Genomic DNA, 26270 nt, shown 5'->3' on the forward strand with positions numbered 1-26270 from the left:
ACCGTGTGCCACCAGCGCAGCGCAGCGCCTTCGAGGCGATGCAGGACAGGTTGAAGGTCCTGCAGCGGACGGTGCGCATGGAAAGCAGCGAACAGATCATCTCGGAACGGCGCCAGCGGGCTGTCAGCCGTGGGCGTGGCGTCGAACTCTGAGACCAACCGAGGAGGGCTCCATAAGCTTAGTCTTGCTTCTTTTGCCTGTTCTTCTGAGGGCGCGACGGCAGTCAGATTGCGTCGCGCCCTCAGAAGGGCATTCGCTCCTGAACTACAAGCGGAGATTGTCCGATTGATGAGTAAATCTGGACGCGCGGCGGTAAACAGCTTGATCTGCTACCTCGGTTGTCGATTTCGCAGAAAATCACGGAGAAGGACGGGTCGTCAATCGTCGGCACTCGGCGGCTGAAACGTCACCAGCCGGATAACCGCCAATATGATCTCGAATATCCGCTTACGCATCGATATCCCTCCTTTGCGATCATATGCCGCCTCTTGCCTGGCGCCTTCAAACGAGCTTATCGTCGATCTCGAATGACTTGAGGTTATGGATGAAACGCGGACGCCTGCCACTGACGGCTTTGCGCACATTCGAGGTCGCCGGCCGTCTCGAAAACTTCACGCTGGCGGCGCAGGAGCTGTTCATCTCGCAGGCGGCGGTCAGCCGGCAGATCCGCGAGCTGGAGACGTTGCTGGGCGAGGCGCTCTTCGAGCGTCGCCATCGCGGCGTCCATCTGACCGCTTCCGGCAACAAGCTGCTGGCGATCTTGACGTTATCCTTCGACCGGATCGACGAATGCCTGGAAGAAATCCGCAGCCGACCGGCGACGGCGGCGGTGACGATCAGCGCGGAACCTTCCTTCGCGGCGTGCTGGCTCGTTTCCCGCCTGCCGGAGTTTCGGGAACTGCATCCCGAGATCGACGTGACGATCGACTCCGATCCGCGCCTCGTCGAGTTTCGCAGCGGCCGGGCCGAGATCGCCATCCGCCACAGCGCCAGCGTGACCAACTGGCCGAGGACGGAGAGCGAACATCTCGCCGATGTCAGCATGATAGCGGTGGCAGCGTCCGCCTTGCTCGAGGCCGGGCCGGCAATCAAGCGGCCGGACGACATTCTGCGCCATACGCTGCTGCATGAGGAAAATCGGGACGTGTGGTCGCGCTGGTTCGAAGCGGCTGGCATGGCCATGCCGGAAACGGCGCGAGGACCGGTCTATGCCGATGGCGGACTGGTGATGCAGGCGGTCCTGCGCGGGCAGGGCATAGCGCTGATGGACGAGATCTTCGCCGAGGATGAGATCAAAGCGGGTCGGCTGCTTCGCCTCTTCGATCTCGCCATTCCTCTCGGCGCCTACTGGCTCGTCGCGCGCCGGTTCGACCGGCTGACCCCGCCCGCCTCGCTCTTCGTTCGCTGGATCAGGTCTCGGATCGAAGTGTCTTGAAGGCGGCCGCTAAAGCGCGTCGCGTCAACCGGATTCAGGCGACGCGCTTTACGTCTTTGATTTATGCATGTCGTTATTGGGCGACATGCATTATCGGCGAAGATCGGCTATCCCTGTGGTGCGACCGGGAAGTCCAACAGTTCATTTCCCGGCCGCCGTCGCATGACGGCGCTAGGCCTCCTGAAAATAGCGACTCACCGGCGGGCGCGAGGTGGGACATAACATGATCCCATCCGCCGGTCGCCACGATGGCCTCGACATGTGCTTGGTGTTCGACCCTCGATCCCCACGTCTCTATGAGCGAGATGGACGTTGGCTCGTCAACATTCCGAAGGATGCGAATATCCTCGCAGCCGGCGGTTCCCGGAAGCTCTGACTTCACTGCTGCAAGAAGCTCCAAAAATGCCGTCAGCCTATCGGGCTTTGCCTCGAATGCGATGGTCAGTAGTATGCTCATGTCGTTTCTCCAGTGGGTTTGTCTTCTGGATCGGTTCTCTCAAACCAACGACGATGAAGCCATGCCGAGAACGACGAAAGAGCTGCTCAATCCTGCGGAATATCTAAAGCGCGTCGCGATCTTTCAGATTCCCTCCTCGTGCTTTAAGTCTTTGTTTTTACGCATGTCGTTATCGCAAAACCGCCGCACACTTTTGGGGCATGCTCTAGCGCTCTTCATGAGGTACTGCGACGTGCTCTTTGAATGACTGCACGTAGGATGTTGGGCTGAGGCCGAATTGTCGCCGGAAATCACGTGAGAAATGGGACGTGCTGGCATAGCCTGTCTCTTCCGCGGCAATGCTCACCGGCAGGTCGCCTTCAAGCAGGAGCAGCCGAGCTTTTTCCAGGCGAATTCTCTTCAAATACTGAATGGGCGAGACACCGGTAATCTCACGAAAACGATGCGCGAAATGTGATCCGCTCATCGCAACCGACTCGGCCATCGCCTGGACTGTTGTTCCGGCATCGACGTTTTCTTCGATGAAGCGGATGGCTCGCAAGACACGTGTATGTTCACGCGTGATGGAAGCCCGCAAGAGGCTGGCAGCATCCGAACGCAGCAGCCGGAATGCAATTTCCCGCAGGTATAAGGGCACGAGCATGCGTCGCTCCAGCGGATTGTCGAGACATGTGAGTAACCTGCAGAGCGGCTCGGCGAAAGTTTCTTCAACCGGACCCATGAACACCGGTGGCGGTGGTTCAAGGGTGCCGTCTCGAAGTCCTCCCAGATCGGCAAGTTCGAGCAGGGTGGGACCAAGAATACCGGGGGAAAGTTGCAGTTTCAGTGCGATGTAAGGGGTATCCGGGCTGGCTTCAACGCTTGCCTGATAATGCGTGCTTCCATGCATCAAAAGGTAGTTTTTCGGATCGTTGACTTTGATATGATTGCCTATCCGAACGGTCTTTCGCCCGGACACCGCGACTGCGATATTCATCATCGAGGAATAGCTGCGGACATAGGAGATGGGCGAGTCCGTCCGGAAAACCCATATATCGGGTGATGGGGTAACGGTCTGTCCTGCGCATGTGGCGAGCGTACGCACTTGCTCCACGAGTTTGCCGACAGAGCCGGTCTTGATTTGCACAGGCTCCGGATTGGCAAATGATGACAAGAGAATTGTCTGCTCCATTCGTTCGCTGCGAAGTTATGATCTAAATAGATTCCCAAGATCGACAAGCATTTAAAAATGTCGGGCAGAGCCGAGACTTCTTCGCCCGGCCTCCGCCTGTTGTGCATTCATCTTGACGCATGAGGGGCTGAGCGATCGCGAACTCAGGATTGAAGAAGAGCGTATCACGTCAGCGGGCCGCGCAGATTTGACCCAGACCCGCTCGCGTCGAAGCCTGGGAGAATTCGTCGAATTGGAAATGGAACGTGCCGGGTATACGCAGCCTGTAGGTTCCAAACTTGAAATATGGACCGACCAGCGGCCGGGGATCGTTCTTCCTTAGCGTGGCGCCGATATTGCCTCTGACGGACACGATTTTCTGGCCATTCGCCCAGATATCGATCTCGCCGGGACGCCGCGGTCCGTACTCGTTGTCGGTGCGTCCTGGCTTGATGCGGTAGACCATGTCGACCCAGTCCTTGCGTGGATCCGGAAGCGAGCGGTTGTCTTCCGTTTCTATGTCGATATCAGCCCTGCCGATGTATTTTCCAGGTTCCGCCACAAAGGAAAGAGCGCTGAATTGCCCTACCAGGGCGGGGTCGCCTAGTCCGAGCGCCTGCGACAACTGCTGGGAGTCGGATGGCTGCGCCTCGGGTCCCAGACTGTCCATCAGGTTCTGCTTGAAGAACTGCTGCGAAAGGTCGGGCTGCGTTTTGGTGAAGAGGTCAAGAGACTGCAGTGAATTGATCGCGTTGACCGTCCGCTCGTCGCGGTGGAGATTTCCGAGCAAGGCTTGGGCCGAAAGCGAGGCATCCGGATCGCCTTCCGCCCTTGCGACCACGCGCCGGACGTTGTTGTCCTGCACGGTAATGTGGAAGACTCCGTTGTCAAACCGCTGAGCAATCATCGGGCTGCCGTCCCCCGGCCCCTTCCACTGACCAATCACTGAACGGGCGCTCCCTGTCGATGGTACGTCGCCCGTTATCTTGAAGCTGAAACCGTACCAGACCTCGTCACCGAAAACCGGCCAGGTTTTCTTAGTGGTTCTCAACTCGGCACGCTGGCAGTCGTCTTCGCATTCGAGACCGTTGTCGCCGTCCGTCGTAACGATGTCGATGGCAGCGCTTCCGCAGCGTCCGGGTTTCTGGAACTGGTATTGACGCGACAGAATCTGTTGCGTCGTCCAATTTGCCGTATTCAGCCTGTCTGAATCGAAGCTATCCTTGAGCCCTGCTGCGCAGGCGGCACCGCCAGAAAGAGCAATGACGAATGTCAGAAATGCACCTCGCATGCTGATCCCCGGTCAACGAGCCACGGCAAATTATTATCACATGCTCGAACCGATTGAAGTTCGGACAAGAAGGCTTTTTCAGGTCGCCCCAAAGGGCGTTCGGGACTGCGGTCGCATATTGTCGTGATTGGCGGCCGTGGTCAGGGAGGTGCCCGTTGTCCTTTTGGTGATAAACGGATGGCCGACGAAGAAATACTTCCACCAGATGTTCTGACTGCGATATTGATGCGAATGTTCGAGTTTGCGCCGATAGCGATGGCGATCTCGACTAGCGACGCCGAGACGCCAAGTTCTGCGCCTGACGGGCCTAAAGTGGGATGATATTCGCGGCAGGACGCTGACGTCCAAGGGGCTACCATCAGCAGCCCGGCACGTGATCGCAGACATCGCATGCTCGCGGAGGATGGAGGCTATGTGTTGGAGGAGGTCGATATCAGGCACGCCGACGGCACGATCATTCCGACACTGATTTCCGCACAGCGCACGATTGTGGATGATGTTTCTTTCGACGTCGAAGTCCTTCTCGATGTCTCCGCGCGTGTTCGACACCAGCACGAAATCGAACTTGCGTTGCGTGCGTCTGCACGAACGGATGCCCTCTCGGGACTTCCAAACCGAGCCTGTTTCGATGAAGTGATTGCCGGGCATGTGGAGCGGATGCACGAGAGCGAAAAGCTCCTGGTGCTGGCATTCATCGATTTCAATGGGTTCAAAGCCATCAACGACACGATGGGACATGCAGCCGGCGATGAAGTGTTGAGAACAATTGCCAGTCGTCTAAGGGAGAGCTTCCGAACCAACGACTTCATCGCACGCATTGGCGGTGACGAGTTTGTTGTCCTGCTTGAGGTCGATCCAGCCCATCTGAATGATGTCGAGCCGACACTCATCGAAGCGATGGATCGCATTTTCAAACCAATTGCGATTGAAGGTGCTGTGGTCGAACTCGGTGCCGCAGTCGGGGTGACGATGCTGCAGCCGGACGACGACGTCACTTCATTCGTGAAGCGCGCCGACGGCTACATGTATCTCGCCAAGCAGACAGGCGAGCGGCTCGCACTGGTCTGGCTTGGACATCCCGGCCTTGCTCATGTTGGCGGCCGGATGGTGCGGAGTCGCCGTTAGAGCTTGACTGCGTGCAGCCATCCCTTGCGTAGCCTGGGGGCGAAGCAATTCGGTATTGAGATAACCTCCCGCCACCAATGAAGATCCTTTGGCAACCTTTCCGTGGAAGCTCGAAAGTAAGGACGTGAGTGAGGCTGCGGTCCACCGACAGCCGAACGATTTCGCGCCGATCATCGCATCGGCCACAACGTGGTGGCCGATGCGTTGCGGCAGACGGGTCACACGCCGCAGATCTTCGGTACGCTATCGCTATTCTTCGGAATCGCCGTCCGAGTCCTCACCGCCGTCATCGTCACCGTCATTGTCACCGGCACCGTCGTCGCCGTCATCCTCGGAACTGTCGTCGCTCGTCTCCTCGTCGCTGGAAGATTCTTCCTGCGTCATCGCTTCCTCGACGGTCGTCTCTTCGCTTTCATAGGAGGACTCGATTGTCTGCGTTTCCTCGGACGCATATTCGGAATAGGAGAAAGAGGTCTCCGAGGTGTCGCTCTCCCAGCTCGAAACTTCCGTGACCGAGATGGCCTCGTTGTACTCCTCAAGTGTGATGACGGCGGCGACAGCCACCGGCGCACCATCCCGAAGCACTGCAAAGGCGATATCCGATTTGCCCGCTTTCAGGTCGCGGCTGACGGCAATGTCGACGTCGACAGGTTTGTGAACCTTGTGCCCGTGAACTTCTGACAGCACATCGCCCGGCTTGATTCCCTGCTTGTCGGCGACGCCGCCCTTCTTGACCGAGAGCACCAATACGCCGTGTTCGCCCTTGGCAAGCTTGAACTTCTTTATGACCGCCTTGTTGACGGGCAACAGCAGTGCATCGAGGGCCTTGGAAATTTGAGGCGAAGGAAGCCCATGCGTCGGCGCCGCCGCAGCATAGGCGGCGGAATATCCGGTCAATGGCGATGCAATGTTGGCAATAATAAGCAATGCGCGTAGTGCATTATATGAGGTCTTCAACGCTTTTTCTCCACCCGGTGCGTGCTGGCGTGCATAGAGCGCGAGGAATAGCAGTCTACTTTTAATATATCTCTAATTTATTGGTCGAGCGTAACGTGATCCTCTCGCGCATGCGTGTTCGATAAACTGCACCGCGATTTATGATCACATAAGCATTCGAAGACGCGATTCAGTTATTGATCAACAGTCCCCGACTCCGGCCAGAGCGATGCCGATTGGGCATCATCTCACGTCGTATTGTGAGAAGGAACTCTCGCTTGGCCCAAAGTCCCGGGAACCGCCCGGTTTCCAGGTCCGGAAAGTAACCCTGATCGCCTCAAACCGAACCCTGGTGTGTCCGACGCTGCAGGACGAAAAAAGGCCGGGAAATTCCCGGCCCGCAGATGATGACGAAAGAATGATTTAGAGCTGCTATAGTTGGTAGAAATTCACGCCGACTTCGTATTCGGTGATGACCGGAACATCGCCTTTATGCTGGGGACGGATACTATGCTGGCTCGCGAATTTTTCGGCCTGCACTTTGCTCATTAGAATCCTTCGGGCACGAAGGACGTGGATCGCGGACAGATACCCGTCCCAAACCAGAGCTGAAATGACGGGGAGAGGAACATCGAGCTTTTCGGATAGCTCCACCGCGTCCATGACAGCCAATTCATCGTGGTAGGGGAGCGCGCGGCCCTTGCCGACAAATCTTTGACCGCCCGCCATAGAGTTAGACTGTTGATGCCCACCGCGTAAAAAATTATTGATTTCCCTTATTGGCTGGAAGGCAAGTCCCTATATCCTGGTTAAGTTGAAGCGGCTTGTTCGTCCGGCAACTGGTGAAGTTAATGTTCCGTCGCACCTGGAGCGTCTTACAAATTATTTGGACCACAGGTATCGTGGATCTCGCCGTAATTGTTGGCGCTGTTCACGGATGGGAAAATTACGGCCTGATCGGAGCTATAGCTCTCGGGTTCTGTGGGTTGATTATAGGTGGTTTTCTAAGCTCGCCGAGAATTTTGCTCCAAATTTTGAGTTGATTTGGATGGCAGCAATAGGGCCATCGTAGCTTTTGCCCCGGCTACGGCAAAGAGCGCATTCTTGCGATGGTTCTCTCGATGCTGTTGTTGTCGATCTCGATGCGCCCGTCAGCCAGAAATAGCTTCAGAGCCTCCCAGTATTTGGCGACGTAGACGATCCTAGCCTTGACTCGATCAACCTCACGTCGACCCCGCCGCGCAGCTACGATCTGTTCTGAAACATATCCTCGAAGGTTGTTGCCCGCTCCAACAGCTGCCGCGCCAGTCATAGAGGCAATACGATCTGCGAACTGTCCGAACTTGAATATGTCGCTGATGTCCTCGATTCTTGAGAAGTCCGCTGCGGAAACGACCATCGGACCGATCGAGGCGGCGTTGAATAGAAGGTCCGCCGTGGTCGCAGCGCCAACGGCTGATATCTCCGAGACGTCACCTCGGCTTGCTGATAACGCGCCCTCGAAGTATCTGGCGAAACCGTCGGCACTCTGTTGGCCAGGAAAACCTCGAGGCGCATCCGGGAGACGGCCGCCAATTGCTTTTGACACCGAAACCATCTTCGTCTGAAACGCGTGGCGATCGGCGATGGGCAAATCGGCTAGGTCGTCAGTGGGTGCCACTCGAAACTGATCAAGGACGGACGCGAGGCCATCCGCCCCTACAGATACCTCGGAGGCCGAGGTGAACGACGACATTGGCCGCGAGTCGACTGGCGCTCTAGTGTCTTCGATAACTCTGAACCGTTCGACGTTGAACGGTATCGAAACGACTTTCGCCTACCCACAATGAGCAAAGGTCCACGAGCAGACCATCCCCAAGTTAAGCCGCAAAAGACCGAGGCTGCGGTGCCTGCGCGCCCTCGGCCGTGGTAAGATGCCCAGCTCCCTGTATCGAAAGGGTGGACAGAGCAATGGAGAGACGTCTCGCCGCGATACTTTCCGCTGACGTGGTCGGCTATAGCCGCCTCATGGGCGCGGACGAGGCCGGAACGTTGGAACGGCTGAAAGCCTGCCGCCGGGAGCTGATCGATTCCACCATCGAGGAATACCATGGCCGGATCATCAAGCTCATGGGCGATGGCGCACTCGTCGAATTCGCCAGCGTCGTGGATGCAGTCCAATGCGCGGCCATAATCCAGCGGAGGATGTCCAGCAGAGACCAGGGGGTCTCGGACGAACAACGCATTCGGTTTCGCATCGGTGTCAATCTTGGTGACATCATCGTTGAAGGCGACGACATCTATGGCGACGGCGTCAACATAGCCGCCCGCCTACAGGGGATTGCAAAGCCTGGCGGAATTTTCATATCCGGCACCGCGTTCGACCAGGTTGCGCATAAGGTCGATGTTGGCTTCGTGGCTCTCGGCGAGCAGCGGCTGAAGAACATAGCCGACCCGGTTCGCGTCTATCGCGTTCTGATTGACCCAGCCAAGACTGGCAAGGTCGTCTTTGCCCCTCGTGCATGGTGGCGAGGTATGACGCTATTAGCGCTCACAGCGCTATTGATCGCGATCACAGCGGCGGTCATCGTATGGCAATGGCCTTATACGCACCGCCCATCGATCGCGGTGCTACCCTTCGCCAACTTGAGTGAAGATCAATCCCAGGATTATTTCGCCGATGGCATTACCGACGACCTAATTACCGATCTCGCCAGGCTTTCGAACCTTGACGTCATCTCCCAGAATTCCGTGTTTACGTACAAAGGCAAGCCCCACGTCCTGGAGGAAATACGACGTGACCTCGGCGTGCGCTTCGTCGTTGAGGGCAGCGTGCAGCGGAGCGGCGATCTGATCCGCGTCAACGCGCAACTGATCGATACCTCGAGCGGCGACCATCTGTGGGCCAATCGATTTGACCGCAGCGCGGCGGAGGTGTTTGCCGTGCAGGACGCGATGGGCAGACAGATTGCCGATGCGCTTGGTCTGAAACTGACTCGAAGCGAGACCGAGCGCATCGCCCGTCCTCCGACCACTAATCTCGAGGCATATGATTATTATCTGCGTGCCGAGCAGGCGGCCCGTACAGGACGCCGTTCCCGGATGCTCGAGGCATTGGCGCTGTTTGACAAGGCGGAGGCACTGGACGGCGGCTTTGCCGAAGCATTCGCGGCCGATGCGCATGCGACGTCCTTTGTCTGGCGCAGCACATATGACGACGTCCTCCAGAGTGCGCTGGCGCGAAAAAGAGCCTACGAGAAGGCAAGTCGCGCCCTTGCCCTCGACCCCGCACTTCCGTCACCCTACGCGGTCCTCGCCATCATGCAGGCTGTAGACCGACGTTATGAGCAGGCAATCGCCTCGGCACAAAAGGCCGTGTCGCTTGGTGCCGCCAATGCCGAAGCCCATATGGCGGTCGCATATGTTCAATTGGTCTGGGGCAATCACGCCGACGCCGCCGCGGCTGTCGAGACGGCGCTCAGGTACGACCCGAACCCCTCTGCCATCGACCGATACACAGCTGGCATGGTTTTCTATCTGCAGCACGACTACGGCAGGGCGATAGACAGTTTCAAGCGCGCTGGCTACGGCTCTCAAGGCAACGGCGAGTTTGTTACCGCACTCGCCATGGCCTATGTCCGTGTCGGTCGCATCGATGAGGCTCGTGCCACCGTGGCCGAGGCAGGACGCCTTCTCGGGGGGCGCGATTGCCTGGCGGCGTGGCGGCTCCTCAATGGCGATTTCCGGGAAGAGGATTTGGCATTTATTCTAGACGCGCTGCGCGAGGCCGGCCTGCCAGAGTGGCCATTCGGCTTCCACGGGGACGAGCAATATCGCCTGAAGGGTGCCGAGATCGCGGCCATCGTCATGGGCAAACTTCTGCGGGGAAAAACCGAGCCCACCGAAAGCCTTGCGATCATGCAGGTCCAAATGGACGGCAAGGCTGCCTTCCGCTCGGCAACCCAGATGATGACCGAGACGGTTTCTGTCAAAGGCGACCTCCTTTGCGAGCAGAGCGAAAACGCATTTGGCCAGCCCGATTGCGGTCCGGTCTACAGACATGCAACGCCGACCGACGAAACCGGCTACACTTACGTGAACTCGTCCAAGGTCTTCTATTTTTCGGCTGCCGAATAGAAGCCGTTCGCGGTCAGTGATACTGATCCAGTTCGAGATCGGCGGCGACCTTCGGCCATTTGGCATCGGCCTTGGCCACGGTGTCCGCCGGATGGGCGGCAAACCCCTCCGCGTCCGCCTTGTCATACATCAGATAAAGCTTGCCCTCGACGATCTTGAAGGCTTCAGGATCGATGTTGACAGTGACAGACCCGCCGCTCACCTCGCCCGCACAATAGCCGCCGTACTGAGGCGCGTATTTAAGCGGTTCGCTCATAAACATCTCGCGGTGTTTGTTATTGGCGAAATGCCAGGGTGTCCCCATCCATTCGTAGGAGATTTTATCCGAACCTTTCGTCGCTTTGCCTTCGGTAAAATAGGCGACCGTGTCGTACCCCATGATAGCGACACCGCCAAAGTACCCCGTATTTACTGAGTCGTTGGCCACTGCCTGCGATCCACCGACAGCCGATGCGACAGCGAGACCGATCATCACCAAATAGCGACCAGTGCAATGTGTTCTGCTTCCAGAGTGCATCTTCGCCTCCTGTTCATTCGTGAATTTCCATGCACTTCGCGTAAAATTCCTCCTCGCCGAGGACGCTGAGCGGAGGACACGTCACGCCATGCTGCTTGAACAGCCGGACGATATCGAAATTGCCCTTCCAGATGGCCCTCGCGATTGGCGCGTAGCCGTGAACCTCTACGTGGCCCACATCAGCTCCCTTAGCCAACAAGAAATCAGCAAGAGCGACGTGGTTCTCTTCACCCGCAACCATGAGCGGGGTAACACCCGCTTTATTGGACGCATCGTCGAGAATTGCTCCGTGGTCGAGGAGCAGTTTGCTGATGGGTACGCTTCCCGAATACGCAGCTGCATGAAGCGCAGTGAAGCCGCCAGAGTTCCGAGCCATGACGTCGGCATGCTTGCCGATCAGCAGCTCAACGATGGCGATCTGATTTGCGAGGGCTGCATTGATAAGTGGCGTTGACTGGTCGCGAGTGCGGCTGTCGACATCGGCACCCGCGGTAAGGGACTGCTCGACGGCGAGGGCGTCTCCCGCTGAAACGGCATCGAACAAGGGATCACCCGCGGTCGCCACTGTCGCCGATAAAAACAACGCTACCGATGCAAACAGCCGGCGCATAGCCTCACCTCGGAATTTCGATCCACAATAGCACAGCACCCTGACCTGGGGTAGTCAGTACTCAGTCGCTTCGCCGCGCGGACGCTCGCCAACTACTTCCAACGGCCATGGGATTGGACGGTTACGAAACGTCCGACATCGAGTACAGGTTACAGGATCATTTTACAGACCCGCCTACCTTGCTGAGATCGAGCGCAGGTATCTCGGCGGGGCATCTATTGCCAACGCGGAACCCCCTTTAGCTTTTCAGACGCCGAATACGTCCGCACTGTTCTTACGTCCGCCGGGTTCAAAGACATCGTCATCGCGCCTCACGACGAAGCGGTTACGAGCGGTGACGTTGATGCGATGACGCGAGTGCTGTTGAGCATCGGCCCGCTTGGCAAAATCGCTCGCGAGACCCCCTCGATCAAGGCGGCAGTCTAGCCCAAATTGCGAGAAGCACTCGCGGGTCTTGGTGATCCGTCCAGGGTTGAATTGGTCGCCTCGGTATGGATCGTAGCGGCGTGGGCATGAACCCCCCGTTGGGAAGTTCAGACCAACGCCTCGCGCGTGGCGACGACTGTCTTGGCCGGACTAGCGCCACTGAAGCGAACATAATGTCCCGACTACGGCCATCCCAACGACTTGGCCTGGCTGGCGAGCAAAACCAGCACGACGAGCAGCTGTGAGAAGGAACCTTCGCTTGACCCAAAATCCCGGGAAAAGCCCTGTTTCCGGGGCCGGAAAGTAACCCTGGTTGCCTCAAAAGGAACCCCGGCGTGTCCAACGCGGCGAGGACGCCAAAAAGGCCGGGCATAAACCCGGCCTTGCACCTGATGGCGATAGAATGAATTAGAACTGCTGCAGAAGGTAGAAGTTCGCGCCGACTTCGTGCTCGGTAATAGCCGCAGCATCGCCCTCATGCTGGCGATGGATACTATAACGGCTTGCGAAATTTTCCGCTTCCACCTTGCTCACGAGAATCTTGCGGCCAGGAAGGAGTAACGCGGGCAGGTATCCGTCCGAGATGAGGGCTGAGATGACCGGAAGAGAAACTTCAAGCTTCTCGGCTAGTTCCACTGCGCCCACGGCAGCAGAGTCATCGTAGTGCGGGAACGGAAAACGATTCCAACCCGAGATGCGCCCTTCGCAGTCGAACTGATTAACGGAGAGCAGGGCCAACGCAGCTCGGTCCCTATCGATAGGCAGACTCCCGGCGTACCAACGTTCGGTTCCTTCAGGAATCAAACCGTTTTCTTCCATCGCCTTCCGCACAACCGAGAATGGCATCTGATAGCTCCTGCTCAGAGAGACCACAGTCGTCTCACTGAGCGTAGGGAAAACCCTTGGAAATAGTTGCAAGCCCGTTGCCTCAATGGCGGCCTTCCATACCATTTCGATAATGTTCTCGAATCCAGCGTGGTCGAACAGATCAGCGTGATAGATGTTGAAATTTCCGAGACGGGTCCACGATCCGAAAACGTGAGACGTGGCGGCTTTTTTTGTCACCATCATCCTGAGAAACTCGTTGCATTCGTCTTCATTGTCGACGATCCGATCGAAACCCACATCGTAGACACGAAGCTTGCCCTCAATATTGGCGAAGGAATGGAGATCGCCAGTGACGGCCAGACCGATTCCATATGCGAGCAACGACGCCTCTTGAAGGGAAAGGCGGTTCATCCAAGTGTCCCTTGGAAGACGACTGTGCAACCTCGCCATTCCGTACTGCTGAAAACTCGAGGTGCCGACGACGTCGGATGCCTGACGAAGGGCGTCGATGCCACCGGGAAACGATCTTAACCGTGCAATGAAGTCACCCCGTCGCGGGGACCGCTCGCTGGGCAACTCAACCAGGGCCGTCCCATGTTCAGGGCAGCTCAGGACGAAATCGGGCAGCCAATGAAGTCGCGAGAATGCCCGGCAACCGCGCCGTCCCGATCCGTTAGCTTCATCCTGGGCGAGGCAATGGGGGCAAACCTTTCCCCATGCAAGCGAACGCGCCACCAACGGCTCCCCAAGGAGACGACGCGACTTTCGGCCACTCCAGGACAGGCGTCGTTGCTCGAAATTCTGGTCGTCAATGTTTGCGAGGTAGGCGAAGTAGGTGAGGTCATCCCCTTTCTCATCGCATACCCGTGCGAAATTGAAGCCGAGCATTCTTCCGAACTCCGACGCTGAGTAACCATGCATGGCAGCGATGCGGGAGCAATAGCTAGGGAGAGTCTCCCCCTCATTGAGAGGGGGGACGAGAGACAAACGTGTCATGGGCGCTGTCCAAACTTCAACTTCTTCTCCTTCTTTTTCGTCTTCCCTACCTCCTTGGTCTCGCGCCAGGCGAAGTCTTCCTCGCGCATCAGTGCTTCCTCGGGCTTGAGGTCGGCCCAATCTGCACTCGTGAAGACGTTCTCGTGCGTCCGGCATCCTGACCACTCACCGTAGAAGGCCGCGAAGTCTGCATAGGTGACGACGCCACGACGATCGAAGATGACCCGTTCACAGGCTCCGCGTACCAACTGAACAAGGGACCCCAGCTGACCGCTAGCGGCGTGCAGGGCACGTTCGTGGAAGTCGCCCGGAACGTCATTGTCCACGGCAAGCTTCGCATGTTCCTCGACCACCTTCCGGACAACCTCGCTGACAGTCTCGAGTCCCGCAGGACCGACAAGGCCTTCAAACGGGACTGACGTCCGACGGTTGGCCAACTGGGAATTGCTGAGGAAGTAAGCCAAGGGGGGAACGCCCGACAGGATCAGCCGTACTGGCCAATCCGGCATCTGGACCAACTGTTTTAGTGCATCCGCGATCTTAGCGCGTTCGATAGCGTTAGCAGTCTCAATCGTGTGCTGGGCCTCATCGATGTGCACGTAGTGCACCCGGTGGCTCTTGAGCGCCATCCGAAAATCGGCCCATGCTTCGTTTTCCTTTCGACTGGGTTTGACCGGCACCCCAAGCGTGCGAAGGCCTTCAAGAGCGAGGCTTCGAGGAGTGCAAGGCGAGGGAGCATCGAAGACGAGCAGCGGCCGAGCACCCACCTTATCTCCGTCCACATATGCGTCGAACGACATCCGGCGCATATGCTCCTCGAGGGCGCGTGACTTTCCAGCACCGGACAGACCGGTGACGGCGACGATACGGCGCTTGTCGGGCACGGTGCTTCCGTAGTGGAAGTGCGAAGCAATACTGGCCTTCATCGCCGTCAGGGCGTTTACCAGCTCTTCATCGCGCGCTAGCCCGATGTAGCGGGCCCGGAATTTGGCGACCCGGTCGTGCAGCACCAGTTCGTCGGGGTCCATCGACGCGCGCGCGCGTGCGATCGAAGCTTCGAGAAATTCGTGGTCGTTCATTCGCTTTCTCCTAATTGTCGAACTTAGTCGCGGTTTTGGTGCCGCGAGCGTGGGAAATCGGCGCGACCATGGATGCAGGGCGCGTGGTGTCTTCCGGATTCTTGGAGGGAGCACGGGGCTCTTCCGCTCTTTTGTTGGAGTAGCGGGGATCTTCCAGGTAGTTCGCGGCCTCAGTCGAAGCCGTGAAGCCCATGTCGAGGAAGAACTGCATTGGCAGGTCCAGATTCTTTGCGAAATCCTCTGAAACCGCCTCTCCGGGGCCGTGCGTGCCCAAGCGGAAGTCGATCTTCTTCTCCCACTTGAGGAAGTCCTCCTCGTTTAAGCAGGGGCTTCCAAGACCGACTTCCAGACGCGCCAGCGCGGCATTCTCCATGAGGTATGCCTTGGTCTGGCGAACAACCTCGCGGCTCAAGCGCTTTTTCTCCTTGGCTTCGCTACGCAGGGCGTTGCATGTTGCCGACCAGGCGTAGAGGCTCATCCCGGAGAATTCCTCGTGGAATACTGCAGGTACGGAAACCCAGCCGCGCTTGAGCCAGATCGAAATCTTGCCGAGATCATGACGAGAAACTCGGATCAAAACCTCAGGCTTGCGCTTGCCACGGCGAAACTGTTGGAGCGTCGGCGATTGGTAGGTGACACCCATGAACGTCACGCCGGTTTTGTGAACCTTGCGATGAACGTTGATGCCGAAGATATGGCGACGCTCGTCACCGAAGACCGGCGGGCCTACTCGGTACATTCGGGCAAGACGGTCCCAAGCCTCCCGTGGGCTTTCATCACCGAGGCCGTCGTGAGGCTCGTTGTGGTAGACGTCGACGAAGAACCGGTAGAGGATCTTCGTCGTCTCGTCGTAAGTGACGCTTGCATTAGCCTGAGCATCTGTGCCGCCCAACTCGTCGGGCGAACCCCAGGTGCGGCCAGAGAAATATCGAAAGGCTTTCGTGCTGGCGGTCTTAAAGAAACGCTCGATGGTGCCACGCGCCGACGCAGCGCCAGTGGGCGGGAAGAAAACGCCCGTTCCCAGGTCGGATAGGGTTACTCGGAAGGCCTGAGCGGTAAACCAGGTAGCCGAGTCGAAAACCAGCTGCTCGATGTGACCGTGCATGTACCAGGGGGTGATGCAGCCGAAAGCCTTCGCGAACTCCGTCTTGTCGAACGTCGTCAGTTCGAGGGTAGCGATTGCCGTCGAAACGGAGGGTGCTTCTCGATGGACACGGAAGGCAATCAGGCAACGGGTCGCCACGTCGATTGCCGCGGTCAGCACCATACGCATGCGTGGGATCCCTCGAAGCTGCTTCTGAGTCCATCCTTTCGTGACGCCGCTCAAGACGAGCAGCGTCTGCAAATCGACTTTCCACTCGTCGAACTCAACGCGCTCAAGCGGGCGGAGGGCCTCGACCCCTTCGTGGACAGGGCGGTAGAGGGCCGTCGCAGCGTCTTGGCCAAGGCGTGCGCGATCCTTGAGTGCCTGGGGCAGCTGACCAATGCGCTTCTGAAGGGTTTTGAGCGACGGAAGCCGGAGCTTACAGGCAATACCTAAGGCCTCGCGCTCCTTATTCGCGGCTTCGATCTCTTTGACCATTGCGTCCCAACAATCGATCATGTTGGGCTTGTCTTCGGAAGCATAGCTCATGACATGCTTCATGAGGATGGCTTCTTCTTCAACCGAGTAGTAGGTCCCGACCCGGCAACGGCCATTCTTGCTGACAAAGGCCATGCGATCTTGCGTGACCTCGTACTTCGCAAGCCAGCGGCGGAGAGAGCGGGGGCTCGGGATGAAGACGATGGATTCCGCTGCCTCCTGCAGGTCCTCCTTTTTCTGCTTTCGATAGTCCTTCTTTTTCGTCCTTTCGCCTTCAGCAGGGGACGGCTTGACCTTCTTCGCGTCCTCCTTGATGTCCTCAACAATGTCCGCGATCGTCTTTTCCATTTTGGCGTCTGAGCGGGAGACGTTTCGGTCTTCTTTCTCCTTCTTGAGGAAGCGCTTGCAAAAGTCCTCCTTGAACAGGGTCGTTTCTTGCTCTTCATCGCTAAGCTGCTCAGCGAATTTGCGCACGCCTTCAGCGACGACGGCATCGTCGCCGCCGTAACGGTTACGCTTGAAGATCAGCGGCAAGTTGCGGTCTTCAAGCATCTCCGAGATCTGGCGATGCGTGAAAAACTCGACGAGGTTATTATCCGTGCGCTCGAGGCGATGGCCGGCAGAGTCCGAGGAGTGCCAGCGGTACTGAATGCTGAGGCGCTCGAAGCCGTCGTTGCGGCTGAAGTGGTATTTGGAAGGCTCGTATCCGTGGACATAGTCCATCGTTATCTCTCCGTGAGATTTGAAAATTGACGGTGATGTGTGGAAACGCCGAAGGCGGGGCGACTATGCGCCCAGCGCCATCAGGACGTGTCCGTCGTGGGCGACCGTGAGATTAGACAAGCCATTTGCGGTCCTCTCCTCCTGCGGCCAGTTTGACGTAGGGTTCGTCGAACAGCTTTTTCGCGGGGTTGAGTTGCTCCAGGACGCCCTCGTAGAGCAGGTGCCAGATGGCATTCATGGCCTCGCCGAAGTCGTCGAAGCGCATAGCGACGTCGAATGCGCTCACCGCTCCGGTCAGCGTCTTAACGAACGCACGCATTTCCTCGCACCTCGCAGCGTTGTGGAAACGACGCGCGCGAAGGATGCTTTTGGCATTCCACGCGCGGGCAGGGGTCAGCTCGCGATCCGTGATGATGATGGCGTCGCTCGCAAACTCGCCGAGTACCGGCCGAATACGCTTGATCTGATCACGTAGCCCGGTCGTCCCGACTTGCTGCAACGGCTTCACAGCGAATGCCAGGTAGTTGCCCGAACGAAAGCGCGCGCGGAAGTCAAACGTGTGCTGGTGAGGCTTTCCGTCGTCATCATAGTAAGTGACGGCAGGCGGCTGGTCCTCGACGTCCACGACGAAGCGGTTCGCCATCAACATGAGGGCACAGTGCAGCTCGAGCGTGCTCGAGAAGCCAACCGAGCGACGAGTTCCGGGATCGGGAAGATAACCTCGGCTGTGTGCCTTGGTGCGCGGCGTGGGTTGCCGCGTCCCGGTCGAGTGTGCGATCGGAACGTAGAGCTTATCCTCTACGACCTCGCCATCATCCGAAACGACGGTGATCGACTCAAACGTGCCACGGCAGTTTTCATCGGGATCGAGAACTTGGACAGTTCCCCAATCGCGATCTCGAAAGAGCCCGAAGCGCTGCTCTTTCATATAGCGCAATACGGCCTTCTGGTTCATGCACTTACCTTTCCCGCGCGCATGCGCGATCCAACGTGGACCGGGGCCCGACGACGTTTACCCAAACGGACCACCTGCGAGGCAGGCGAAACCGCTACGCCGAGCGGCGTATTCGGGGCGGGAAGGTTGTGTATGCGCGCGACGTCGACGCGACGGGGTCGTCGTCGACCAACGAAGTCACGAGCTTCGCCGAGAAAGGCAACGACACGGTTCCGCTGTCATTGGTCGACGAGAGATAACGGTGTACGAAAGTCACTGTGCCCTCCAAGGCAAAACGCGTTATCGCTGACCGGTCAGACCGATCTGCGTGCTTGGCTTTCGAAGACGATCGGCTGCTAGGCAGCGGAAAGTCGCGCCAGCATGGACAACGTCCCCACAGCGCATGCGCGGGCATTGACCAAGGCACGGACGTGCACATGGAGGAGTGGAGTGAAGGCGGGGTCGCCCTTAGGGATAAGATGGTTCATTTCGTACCTTCTCCTTACACAGCATTCCGCCTCAGGCCTTGATGGCCGTTGACGCCGCATTTTTCGGGCCTCGAGTGGCTCGAAACGTCACGTGCGGTCGTGACGTATCCCTGCGTTAGCGGGGAAGGGACGGGGTACGAAAATGCTCTCCATGTCCTCGCGCACGGTGATAAGCCGCAGCAGCGGGCCGGACATGGCCTTGGGACCGAGCACAAGACTCGGGTTTTGGTGGCGAACCACCGACGTCGGTACTTTAGTGGGAGGGGTTGCAGGATTGCGATACATGAACTTGCCCTTTCAGATCTAAAAACTGGTTTCTAGTCTCAAGGGTCTTTCCCGAGGTCACAAAGCCCCGGACTGCCGGCGCTTATACTGTGAACTCGGAAAAGTCCCGTATTCGTATAAAGCCGTAGTTCATCTACGCGGTCCTCTTTTGGGACACCGTGTCCCACGACGGACCAATTACTATTTCCAGCCCGGGGCGATCAATCGCTAAATGCAGTTGCATGCCGGAAACAAATCAACATGGTTAATTTTTCGTAAAGATTTCAGCGGCAATTCGAGCGATCTTCCCGACAACTCCGCCGTGGCTAAGGGCGCGCCAATAATAGCACCCCTGACCAGCGCCTATGCTTGAAGGATGCTTGAGGAGGTCTGAGCCTCTTTCCGCCGGCGGGTTTCCAGACCATCCTCAATCTATGGATCGAGCCACGGTGCCGACGTGTATAAGATGGACTTCCCCGACTTCGTTGCCGCCTATGACAAGGCCCGCATTCAAGATATCCCCGGGCGACGAGTTCGATATCGCGGCAGCCTGCTTCTTCCCGGCTGCGATGTTGCCATATGTCTCAAGCAGCGGGGTATCGAACTTCGCCTGGACGGTACGCCGCTTGCTGAAGAACACCCGGTTACGAAAGTTCTCGCGGACCGTATGGGCAATATTCAAAAGGCTCTCTCGCGAAAACTGCGACGTAATGTTCTGGAAGCCGCGATACTCGGGCGTTGGCATCCAGACGGCGATGAGGATTGCGCCTTCGAACCTTACTTCGTTCGCTTTAGGAATGCTGATGGAGTGGTTACGACGGAGCCATATCGCTTCAAAATCTTCCTGCTTGATGGATTGAATTCTGCGTCCCGGTGCCTGGTGGACTTTGCTTCCGATGATCCGGGACCGCGTGTGAAAGCGGTGTTAGAAACTGTCACCGAGTCGCACATTCACTTTGATGAGCTGCCAAAAAGCGTCATGGGCTTCATGCCGTGTGGTATTGTCTGGTATCCGCCGCGCGGTTCCGGCTATCCTGCTCTCGTCGAGAATGCCATCGGCAAAATGGAGCGCTCGAGGCGTCGAGATTGTGCCGCCGCATCCCCGGTGCATTGAGCCCGCGGCCTTCTAAAATTGCGTGAACGGGGGGCTTGCGCAGTCCGAAAATCCGGACAACCATTATTCATCGGCTAAGATCTAGCGCCTGCAGGTCTTAGCGAAATCCTTCTCGCCACCGGCAATCCGGTCACTCGTTGAGCGCCAGTTTAACGATCGAGCCCGTTTGCTCAGAAATTGGAGTGCCCATGTTCGAAGCATCAGAGGTCTATACGCTCAAGAGTGGCTGCTTTCCCACGGACTTCGAGGTAGACGTCAAGAAGAATGGGGGCGTTGCGTATCACGGACAGCTGATGTTTTTTGGGCCTGATGCCTCTATCGAGGTCAATGGCAGAACAATTCGGGCGTTCATGAATGGGATGCAGACAGAGAATTCGCACTTTGCTGCGTTGATCAACAACTATAAGCGATCGATTTTGAAGGAGGCAGCGAAGCTGCGGAAATCTCGGTCCGACACAGTAGTCTTCACTGGCGTCTGGTACCATGTGGATTTCAACGAGCGACCCCGCTTCGAACCCTACGTCATTCACGTTGTCTCAGCGACTGGTGACGTCACCTCGTCGCGTTACGCTCTCGAGATGTTTGACTCAGACAGCCCAGGCGAGGGGTTTTATGAGTATCCTCTTTTCAAGACGCTTACAGTCGACGAAACGCTTGGCGAACTCCGCTACCACGCGGAAGCGTTGACGAAGCTGGATGATCGTTCACCCCAATCGAGTGGCTTCAAAGCACTTCAAGGCGTTATCTGGTATCCGGCTGGAGATGAGACTCAATGCGCTCCGATTGTCGTTATAAGGGCCACGGGATCGAAAGCCTATCTTGCCGAGCTGTCGGGTCGGCCAAGCGTGCCGCCCGGATCGCCCGAGGCATTCGTGCGGGTTGCCAAAGCTTGCTTCCAGGCCGCACTTGCGGACGCGGCGGCACAGGGGGCTGTGACCGAAGGACTGCAATTCTCGTATGATCATCTTCGATATCTGTCGGAGCAGGGATTTTTAGGCGCTGGGGATGCTGATGGTCGTTGGACGCTTGCGCAACTCGCATCGACTTCCTTGGGTGTGCACCAGCACAAGATCGTCGAACGAGGCCCACCAACCATGCCGATCACCTTGATGGAGATGGCAAACAGCACGGACGTCGATGGTTTCTGGATGCAGGTGCGCGGGAGTGATGGTGTTCCTTTGGAGCCACTATACTCGCGCTTCGCCGATATGCACCGAGTCGGGCAACACCGCGATCCGGACGCGCTCCTCCACCCGATTGAGGACGTCTCGGATGCCGCCCATAACTGCCGCTATTCAACGGGATGGCTACCGGTCGGCCAAGGCGGTTTGGCGATGCGCTACATGGCATTGGGCGACGTGCCGAAGCTTAGCTGGTAGCCGGGGTTGAGCATCGCCACTTATCAGTGCGTTCCATGCTGTTGCCATTGACCTCAAACAATTCGCCGGCTTCGATAGCGTCATTGGACCGCTGCAAGGACGCCAAAATGCGCATATGGATCGCTTCAGACCTGCACCTGGAATTCGAAGGCGCAAAAACCACCCTCGATCCCCCTGACGCCGACGTATTCGTTTGCGCCGGCGACGTGCTGGATAGAGGTATCGTTCCAAGCCTCGAATGGCTGGCTGAAACTGTTGCTCCGTCGATGCCCGTGGTTTTCGTCGCCGGAAACCATGAATTCTATCGGACATCATTGGTGGAGAGCATCCGAGCCGCCAAGGAAGCCGCTTTCAGGTACCCTAACGTCCATTTTCTGGAGAACGATGCTGTCGTAATCGACGGCGTTCGCTTTCTCGGTACCACGCTCTGGACCGACTTCCGGCTTCTAAGCGAGGACACAACGCTTGTGATGGACGCGGCACAGCGCGGGCTCAGGGACTACGAGAAGATTAAGTTCTCCAAGACACCTTACAAGGCGTTTAGGCCACTCCACGCTTACCGGAAGCATCAGGAGGCAAGACTTTTCCTCTCGAAGGCGCTGGCTGAACAGCATGATGGCAAGACCGTCGTGGTAAGCCATCACGCTCCATCTGTCCTGTCGATATCGGACGATGAGAAAGGAGGCGACCTCTCTGCCGCCTACGCGTCCGACCTTGCCGGTTTGATCCTTGAGCATGCGCCGACATTGTGGGTTCACGGCCATGTCCATCATAGTTGCGATTACAACGTAGGCAGCTCCAGAGTGCTGTGTAATCCCGCTGGATATCCGGGGGAATATGACGGCTTCCAGCCGCAACTGGTCGTGGAGGCATAAGTAAGCACGCAGAGAGATTCCGCGTACCAAATTAGGGACCGGCACACGTTCTGGCCTGCACTTGGATACTAGAATTTAGGAAATACACCGTATCGGACTGACCCGGTCACGGGAAAGATTTATATGAACGATGCGGCAGCATCTTATTGCATTGGTTGGTGGAACGTTCGTGCGTCTGAAGCTCTCGCCACGACGGAGGCACACGTCTCATATGTGGCGGCTGCGATCCACGAAATGAAAGAGCGTCATGCGTTGGATGTTCTATTCCTGGGCGAAGTAACGGATACCTTTATCAATGAGTTGCGGCCTCTGGTGAAGCGTGATGGCTTTCGGATGGTGCGGTCAGGCGGCAAGGTCGATTTTGGCTTGGCAGCTGCCTACAATGCCGAAACGCTAAGTCTCAACTCCTCGAGTCTCAAGAGCGTGATACACAAATACGGAAAAGACACCCGTAAGATAGCTCAGCGAGTCGACATCAAGTTGCAGGGCGGAGATTCAATCCGCTTCTATTTTCTCCACTGGCCAAGCAGGGTATACAATCCCGCAGATACCGGCCTTCGATCAGAAATGGCTGGTTATCTGCAGAATGCCATCGCGCGATACCGTGCCGCAACCACCGACAAGCTTGTAGTAGTGCTTGGCGACTTCAACGACGAACCTAATGACATGCCGATGAGAAAGTTGCTGACGACAAGGCATGTCCATATGGCCCAAAAGGAAGATTTCCTGTTTTACAATCCTTTTTGGAGGTTTCTGACAGACCCCGTCCCATACACTAGAGAAGGTCGGGATGCTCGACCACCGGGCACCTATTACTATACCGGGGGAAAAACTCATTACTGGCATATTTTGGATCAAATGCTCTTTTCATCTACATTTTTTGGAGGTTCCAGTTGGCACCTTGCTGAGGAGCGCACTATGATCTTTGAATTACCGGGGATATGCGAGATCGGTCCGAAAACCAGAACGTCGATCGACCACCTCCCGATCTTGGCCGCGATCGAAAGGGCCGGCGAATGACCTATGATTTCAAATCTTCGCTTGCAGAAGGGCTCGAATCCGGTGCCCTCGCGACTAGAAATAACGACGCCATCAACGACGTCATCGATGAGTTTGCACGACAAATTTTTGAGGGAACTGACGAGCAAGTTATCATCTGCAGAGCATTGCTCTATGACATCGGGGGTTACATCACCCATGATCCTGATGAGCCGGGAAACAACGTGCCGTCCTTCGAGGCGATTGTGGCTAGACCACCGGGCTGGGAAGAGGGTCAAGAGGATAGTGAATTCATTCTCGCCGAGCTGGCACGAGGGGAACGTGGCTTCCCGTGCACCGTGATATGCGATGGTTACGAATTTCAATGCGACGATCCGGAAGCACTGCAGGAGGCATTGGGAGAGCTGATTTCCTTGGCTTCGACTGGAGAGATCTTGAACCACTTGCGAAATCCGGGAGAGTCTGCCGTTGAGCCGAGCCGCCGACCACTTTAAGGTGGACCAAGAGGCTGTCACCGCTGACGAGAAGGAGACCGATATCCGGCTGCGTTCCACCGGGTCAGAGCACGGGGCCGTCATCGAACTGAAGATTCGGCGAGAAGGACCGGTCAGCATCGGACCTACGAGCAATTCGCGCTCAAATACATGGCAGGCGAAAACAGCCGTTCAAGTTGTCTGCTTATCACCGTCAGCTCTCCCAGGGATTGGCTGCATCCGGATGCTGGGGTCGTCCTAAGCTTCGTCGATCTTATTGCGTTCTTTGACGAGGAGGCTCTCCGGATCGAAAGGGAGTCGGCTGGCAATCTCTGGCTCACTGTCCGCGGATTTGATCTTCGGCCGTGCTTACCGACCGAGCGAGCAAAAAAGCGCGCACGATCGAATTGGGGCCTTAATGGCGGACACGGGCTAAGCGCGCCGATGTCGCGCGTCTGCTAGCCAGGGCTTGTAATGACTGTGCACAGACGAGCGCTGAGACGCACCTACCGACCGTGGCTGACACATTGAGCGGCACCGCTTGAACCGAGAACCGCTCTCACCTCATCGCCCAACAACTGCTTACGTTCCATAAGCGCCGCGGCCAAAGCTCTGACCTCATGCTCCCTCTGCCTGATCACCTCGACGGCAACCTCCACCTGTTGCGCAAGCAACGCCTCAACACGGTGCTCGAGAAGGGGATTGCGGTACCTGGCTTCAACGAGGCCTCTTGGAGTCGTGTCACCGTCCGATAGCCACGACGCTCCCATCGCCAACGGCCCTTCAACCATGGTTGCATGATGCGTTGCCAGTTGGAGGTCCGAGTGGATTGACGAGCCCGCGCCGTCGGCAAAGTCACCGAACACAACAAGCTCCGCGGCAATGCCTCCCAACAACGTAGCGATGTGCCCCAGGTAATACGATCTCGTCTGCCTGCGGGCGGGCTCGATTTCAAACAAAGCGCCTCCCAGCGCCTGGACATTGGTTTCAGGCGAGATGCTGTCTTCGATGGCCAAGGAGGTGAGGGTATCGCTCCCCAAGATCAAGCCAACGATCGCATGGCCGGCTTCGTGAACTGCGATGGCCCATTGATACTCCTTCGAGATCGGCGTTCTCCTTGGCAGGCTCGCGTCGATGTCCTCGCCGGTAATTGCCCGGTCGGCACGGCGGGCTCGGCGGCGCGCTTCCTTTGCGACCTTCTCGATCTGGGCACCTGTCATGCCCTCGGACCTCCTCGCGAAGAGCCGCACATCAAAGTCCATTGCCGTTCCGAGATGGAATTGCATGATCTGCAGGCGGGCGTACGCGTCCGGAAGCGTGATCTGGAAGTGCCGGTCCAGACGCCCGGGCCTCAAGATTGCCGGGTCGATGCGGCTGGCATTGTTGCAAGCTCCGACCACAACCACGCCCTGACCGCGATCGGCCCCATCCATGCATTCGAGCAGCGCGTTGACAACTTGGATCCAGTACGTGCTCCCGCTATCGTCCTTGTCTCGATTCCCAAAGCTATCCATCTCATCGATGAACAGGATCGAGGGTGCGGCTTTCGCTGCATCGCCAAAGCACTTCCGCATTTGCTTGAGCATGTCGCCCAGGTGGGTTCCCGCCTGCCAACGGGCTCCCGAACCCAGGATGAGGGGTACGCCGCAGGTCTTCGCCAGCGCCCTCGCAAAAATAGTCTTCCCTGTACCGGGTGGCCCGGAGAGCAAGGCTCCGCAGTCCAAGTCCCGCCAATCGATCATGCCCGCGCGGAAATCGGCAAAGTCTCTTGCCAGCTCAAAGCCCCATTCCTTGGCTGCACCGTATCCGTGAAGATCATACAGGCTTGGACCGTCCGAAGCGGGTAGCGAGGAAGGAGGGCTCTGCGGTCCCGCGTCTGACGCTCGCACTGGCTCGATTGGCAAGCGTCGAAGGATACTCAGACTGCGGCCAAGTCCGCGTCCTGGACGAAATGCGTCTCGGAGACACTCCCAGCGCTGAGAGAGAATGAATTTCGCTTCCATATCGCTCGGGGCCTCGCCGGTGAACCTGCGGACTGCGCCCTTGACGTGCCCAACGGTCGGTGCGGGGAGATGGGCCACCACGTCTGAAGCAATCTGGACACGTTCGTTGACGAATTTATCCGATGCCAACAGGAGGATCACTCTCGGGTGCCGATAGAGCTCGTCCAGTCGATCATCGAGCTTCGAACAATCGGTTTCGTGCTCGACGAGGATGATATCGGTCCCATGGCCGGGGGAGGCCCAGGGTTCTCCATCTCCGCGACATAGCGCGTTGATGGTGACAGCGTAGACGCTGAAATCTTCTGGCCGTGGGACGATCAATGCGGCAACAAAGGAGACCCCTTCGACGTCCAGGATATGTCTAAGGGCATTTCGGATTGCGCAGAAAGCAATAACGTTGGGCAAAGACCGTCGTGCGACGGCCGCGGGAATTCTGTTTCTCATGGCGCTGGTCCTGAATAGAAAGAACT

21 protein-coding genes and 1 pseudogene are annotated in these 26270 nt (G+C 57.5%); 8 read left to right on the forward strand and 14 right to left on the reverse strand.

The genetic code is table 11. The features are described 5' to 3' along the window. The first annotated feature begins 544 nt into the window (after positions 1-544). Entirely contained in the window at positions 545-1435 is an 891-nt protein-coding gene (locus MOV76_RS06800) for a LysR substrate-binding domain-containing protein (protein WP_183620750.1), read from the forward strand. 73 nt (positions 1436-1508) lie between these two features. Here the strand turns inward: MOV76_RS06800 and MOV76_RS06805 are convergent, their stop codons facing one another. The 3 genes from MOV76_RS06805 to MOV76_RS06815 form a co-directional block, all read right to left on the reverse strand. After that, positions 1509-1892: a putative quinol monooxygenase gene (locus MOV76_RS06805; RefSeq protein WP_183620752.1), complete on the reverse strand. Its 384-nt coding sequence runs from the start codon at positions 1890-1892 to the stop codon at positions 1509-1511. Between the two features lie 205 nt (positions 1893-2097). After that, positions 2098-3063, reverse strand: coding sequence for an AraC family transcriptional regulator (locus MOV76_RS06810; protein WP_183620754.1), 966 nt, complete (start codon positions 3061-3063; stop codon positions 2098-2100). Between the two features lie 169 nt (positions 3064-3232). Beyond that, positions 3233-4333, reverse strand: coding sequence for a heparin lyase I family protein (locus tag MOV76_RS06815; RefSeq protein ID WP_168279245.1), 1101 nt, complete (start codon positions 4331-4333; stop codon positions 3233-3235). 390 nt (positions 4334-4723) lie between these two features. Here MOV76_RS06815 and MOV76_RS06820 point away from each other — a divergent pair, with 390 nt between their 5' ends. Next, the gene (locus MOV76_RS06820; protein ID WP_247264138.1) at positions 4724-5458 is read left to right on the forward strand and encodes a GGDEF domain-containing protein; all 735 of its coding nucleotides are present in this window, start codon (positions 4724-4726) and stop codon (positions 5456-5458) included. Between the two features lie 249 nt (positions 5459-5707). Here MOV76_RS06820 and MOV76_RS06825 read toward each other — a convergent pair whose 3' ends face one another. The 3 genes from MOV76_RS06825 to MOV76_RS40285 form a co-directional block, all read right to left on the reverse strand. After that, a complete protein-coding gene (locus tag MOV76_RS06825) occupies positions 5708-6415 on the reverse strand; it encodes a PDZ domain-containing protein (RefSeq protein ID WP_247264139.1) in 708 nt (235 codons plus the stop codon). 411 nt (positions 6416-6826) lie between these two features. Beyond that, a complete protein-coding gene (locus tag MOV76_RS06830) occupies positions 6827-7123 on the reverse strand; it encodes a hypothetical protein (RefSeq protein ID WP_183620756.1) in 297 nt (98 codons plus the stop codon). A 355-nt stretch (positions 7124-7478) separates the two neighbouring features. After that, a complete protein-coding gene (locus MOV76_RS40285) occupies positions 7479-8129 on the reverse strand; it encodes a transposase (RefSeq protein WP_376775579.1) in 651 nt (216 codons plus the stop codon). Positions 8130-8344: 215 nt separating this feature from the next. On the opposite strand from MOV76_RS40285, the gene MOV76_RS06840 reads away from it, so the two are divergent. Beyond that, positions 8345-10510: an adenylate/guanylate cyclase domain-containing protein gene (locus tag MOV76_RS06840; RefSeq protein ID WP_222285950.1), complete on the forward strand. Its 2166-nt coding sequence runs from the start codon at positions 8345-8347 to the stop codon at positions 10508-10510. A 13-nt stretch (positions 10511-10523) separates the two neighbouring features. Here MOV76_RS06840 and MOV76_RS06845 read toward each other — a convergent pair whose 3' ends face one another. The 7 genes and pseudogenes from MOV76_RS06845 to MOV76_RS06870 all read right to left on the reverse strand — a co-directional run bounded on the left by MOV76_RS06845 (position 10524) and on the right by MOV76_RS06870 (position 18226). Next, on the reverse strand, positions 10524-11027 hold the full coding sequence (locus MOV76_RS06845) for a YHS domain-containing (seleno)protein (protein WP_281410965.1): 504 nt from the start codon (positions 11025-11027) through the stop codon (positions 10524-10526). Positions 11028-11040: 13 nt separating this feature from the next. Beyond that, the gene (locus MOV76_RS06850) at positions 11041-11637 is read right to left on the reverse strand and encodes an ankyrin repeat domain-containing protein (protein WP_168279237.1); all 597 of its coding nucleotides are present in this window, start codon (positions 11635-11637) and stop codon (positions 11041-11043) included. 834 nt (positions 11638-12471) lie between these two features. Further along, complete coding sequence (locus tag MOV76_RS06855; RefSeq protein WP_247264140.1) at positions 12472-13302, reverse strand: hypothetical protein; 831 nt, start codon at positions 13300-13302, stop codon at positions 12472-12474. Between the two features lie 183 nt (positions 13303-13485). Further along, a pseudogene (locus MOV76_RS40290) lies at positions 13486-13887 on the reverse strand (TniQ family protein); the annotation flags it as partial. After that, complete coding sequence (locus MOV76_RS06860; protein ID WP_247264141.1) at positions 13884-14966, reverse strand: ATP-binding protein; 1083 nt, start codon at positions 14964-14966, stop codon at positions 13884-13886. The pseudogene MOV76_RS40290 and the gene MOV76_RS06860, both read right to left, overlap by 4 nt. Positions 14967-14976: 10 nt before the next feature. Next, positions 14977-17271 (reverse strand): Mu transposase C-terminal domain-containing protein, encoded by a 2295-nt coding sequence (locus tag MOV76_RS06865; RefSeq protein ID WP_247264142.1) that lies wholly within the window; start codon positions 17269-17271, stop codon positions 14977-14979. A gap of 112 nt (positions 17272-17383) precedes the next feature. Further along, positions 17384-18226 carry a hypothetical protein gene (locus MOV76_RS06870; protein ID WP_247264143.1) on the reverse strand — a complete coding sequence of 281 codons (843 nt, stop codon included), beginning with the start codon at positions 18224-18226 and terminating at the stop codon, positions 17384-17386. A gap of 1197 nt (positions 18227-19423) precedes the next feature. Between MOV76_RS06870 and MOV76_RS06875 the strand changes: the two genes are divergently transcribed. From MOV76_RS06875 to MOV76_RS06895, 5 genes are all read left to right on the forward strand, one after another. After that, a complete protein-coding gene (locus tag MOV76_RS06875; protein ID WP_247264144.1) occupies positions 19424-20071 on the forward strand; it encodes a hypothetical protein in 648 nt (215 codons plus the stop codon). 188 nt (positions 20072-20259) lie between these two features. Then, complete coding sequence (locus tag MOV76_RS06880; protein WP_247264145.1) at positions 20260-21450, forward strand: hypothetical protein; 1191 nt, start codon at positions 20260-20262, stop codon at positions 21448-21450. A 107-nt stretch (positions 21451-21557) separates the two neighbouring features. Then, on the forward strand, positions 21558-22325 hold the full coding sequence (locus tag MOV76_RS06885) for a metallophosphoesterase (RefSeq protein ID WP_247264146.1): 768 nt from the start codon (positions 21558-21560) through the stop codon (positions 22323-22325). Between the two features lie 123 nt (positions 22326-22448). Beyond that, positions 22449-23345, forward strand: a complete 897-nt coding sequence (locus MOV76_RS06890; protein WP_247264147.1) for an endonuclease/exonuclease/phosphatase family protein — start codon at positions 22449-22451, stop codon at positions 23343-23345. After that, entirely contained in the window at positions 23342-23818 is a 477-nt protein-coding gene (locus tag MOV76_RS06895; protein WP_247264148.1) for a hypothetical protein, read from the forward strand. Before MOV76_RS06890 ends, MOV76_RS06895 begins: the two co-directional genes overlap by 4 nt. Before the next feature lie 485 nt (positions 23819-24303). Here MOV76_RS06895 and MOV76_RS06900 read toward each other — a convergent pair whose 3' ends face one another. Continuing rightward, positions 24304-26244 carry an AAA family ATPase gene (locus tag MOV76_RS06900; protein WP_247264149.1) on the reverse strand — a complete coding sequence of 647 codons (1941 nt, stop codon included), beginning with the start codon at positions 26242-26244 and terminating at the stop codon, positions 24304-24306. Positions 26245-26270 lie beyond the last annotated feature (26 nt).

Source organism: Rhizobium sp. PRIMUS64 (assembly GCF_023006465.1).
GTDB classification, from domain to species: domain Bacteria; phylum Pseudomonadota; class Alphaproteobacteria; order Rhizobiales; family Rhizobiaceae; genus Rhizobium; species Rhizobium leguminosarum.

Excerpts from the sequence above, each read along its gene's own strand:
- MOV76_RS06800 (WP_183620750.1), top strand. The coding sequence starts at position 545 with ATGAAACGCGGACGCCTGCCACTGACGGCTTTGCGCACATTCGAGGTC.
- MOV76_RS06805 (WP_183620752.1), bottom strand. The coding sequence starts at position 1,892 with ATGAGCATACTACTGACCATCGCATTCGAGGCAAAGCCCGATAGGCTG.
- MOV76_RS06810 (WP_183620754.1), bottom strand. The coding sequence starts at position 3,063 with ATGGAGCAGACAATTCTCTTGTCATCATTTGCCAATCCGGAGCCTGTG.
- MOV76_RS06815 (WP_168279245.1), bottom strand. The coding sequence starts at position 4,333 with ATGCGAGGTGCATTTCTGACATTCGTCATTGCTCTTTCTGGCGGTGCC.
- MOV76_RS06820 (WP_247264138.1), top strand. The coding sequence starts at position 4,724 with ATGCTCGCGGAGGATGGAGGCTATGTGTTGGAGGAGGTCGATATCAGG.
- MOV76_RS06830 (WP_183620756.1), bottom strand. The coding sequence starts at position 7,123 with ATGGCGGGCGGTCAAAGATTTGTCGGCAAGGGCCGCGCGCTCCCCTAC.
- MOV76_RS40285 (WP_376775579.1), bottom strand. The coding sequence starts at position 8,129 with ATGTCGTCGTTCACCTCGGCCTCCGAGGTATCTGTAGGGGCGGATGGC.
- MOV76_RS06840 (WP_222285950.1), top strand. The coding sequence starts at position 8,345 with ATGGAGAGACGTCTCGCCGCGATACTTTCCGCTGACGTGGTCGGCTAT.
- MOV76_RS06845 (WP_281410965.1), bottom strand. The coding sequence starts at position 11,027 with ATGCACTCTGGAAGCAGAACACATTGCACTGGTCGCTATTTGGTGATG.
- MOV76_RS06850 (WP_168279237.1), bottom strand. The coding sequence starts at position 11,637 with ATGCGCCGGCTGTTTGCATCGGTAGCGTTGTTTTTATCGGCGACAGTG.
- MOV76_RS06855 (WP_247264140.1), bottom strand. The coding sequence starts at position 13,302 with ATGAACCGCCTTTCCCTTCAAGAGGCGTCGTTGCTCGCATATGGAATC.
- MOV76_RS06860 (WP_247264141.1), bottom strand. The coding sequence starts at position 14,966 with ATGAACGACCACGAATTTCTCGAAGCTTCGATCGCACGCGCGCGCGCG.
- MOV76_RS06865 (WP_247264142.1), bottom strand. The coding sequence starts at position 17,271 with ATGGACTATGTCCACGGATACGAGCCTTCCAAATACCACTTCAGCCGC.
- MOV76_RS06870 (WP_247264143.1), bottom strand. The coding sequence starts at position 18,226 with ATGAACCAGAAGGCCGTATTGCGCTATATGAAAGAGCAGCGCTTCGGG.
- MOV76_RS06875 (WP_247264144.1), top strand. The coding sequence starts at position 19,424 with ATGGACTTCCCCGACTTCGTTGCCGCCTATGACAAGGCCCGCATTCAA.
- MOV76_RS06880 (WP_247264145.1), top strand. The coding sequence starts at position 20,260 with ATGTTCGAAGCATCAGAGGTCTATACGCTCAAGAGTGGCTGCTTTCCC.
- MOV76_RS06885 (WP_247264146.1), top strand. The coding sequence starts at position 21,558 with ATGCGCATATGGATCGCTTCAGACCTGCACCTGGAATTCGAAGGCGCA.
- MOV76_RS06890 (WP_247264147.1), top strand. The coding sequence starts at position 22,449 with ATGAACGATGCGGCAGCATCTTATTGCATTGGTTGGTGGAACGTTCGT.
- MOV76_RS06895 (WP_247264148.1), top strand. The coding sequence starts at position 23,342 with ATGACCTATGATTTCAAATCTTCGCTTGCAGAAGGGCTCGAATCCGGT.
- MOV76_RS06900 (WP_247264149.1), bottom strand. The coding sequence starts at position 26,244 with ATGAGAAACAGAATTCCCGCGGCCGTCGCACGACGGTCTTTGCCCAAC.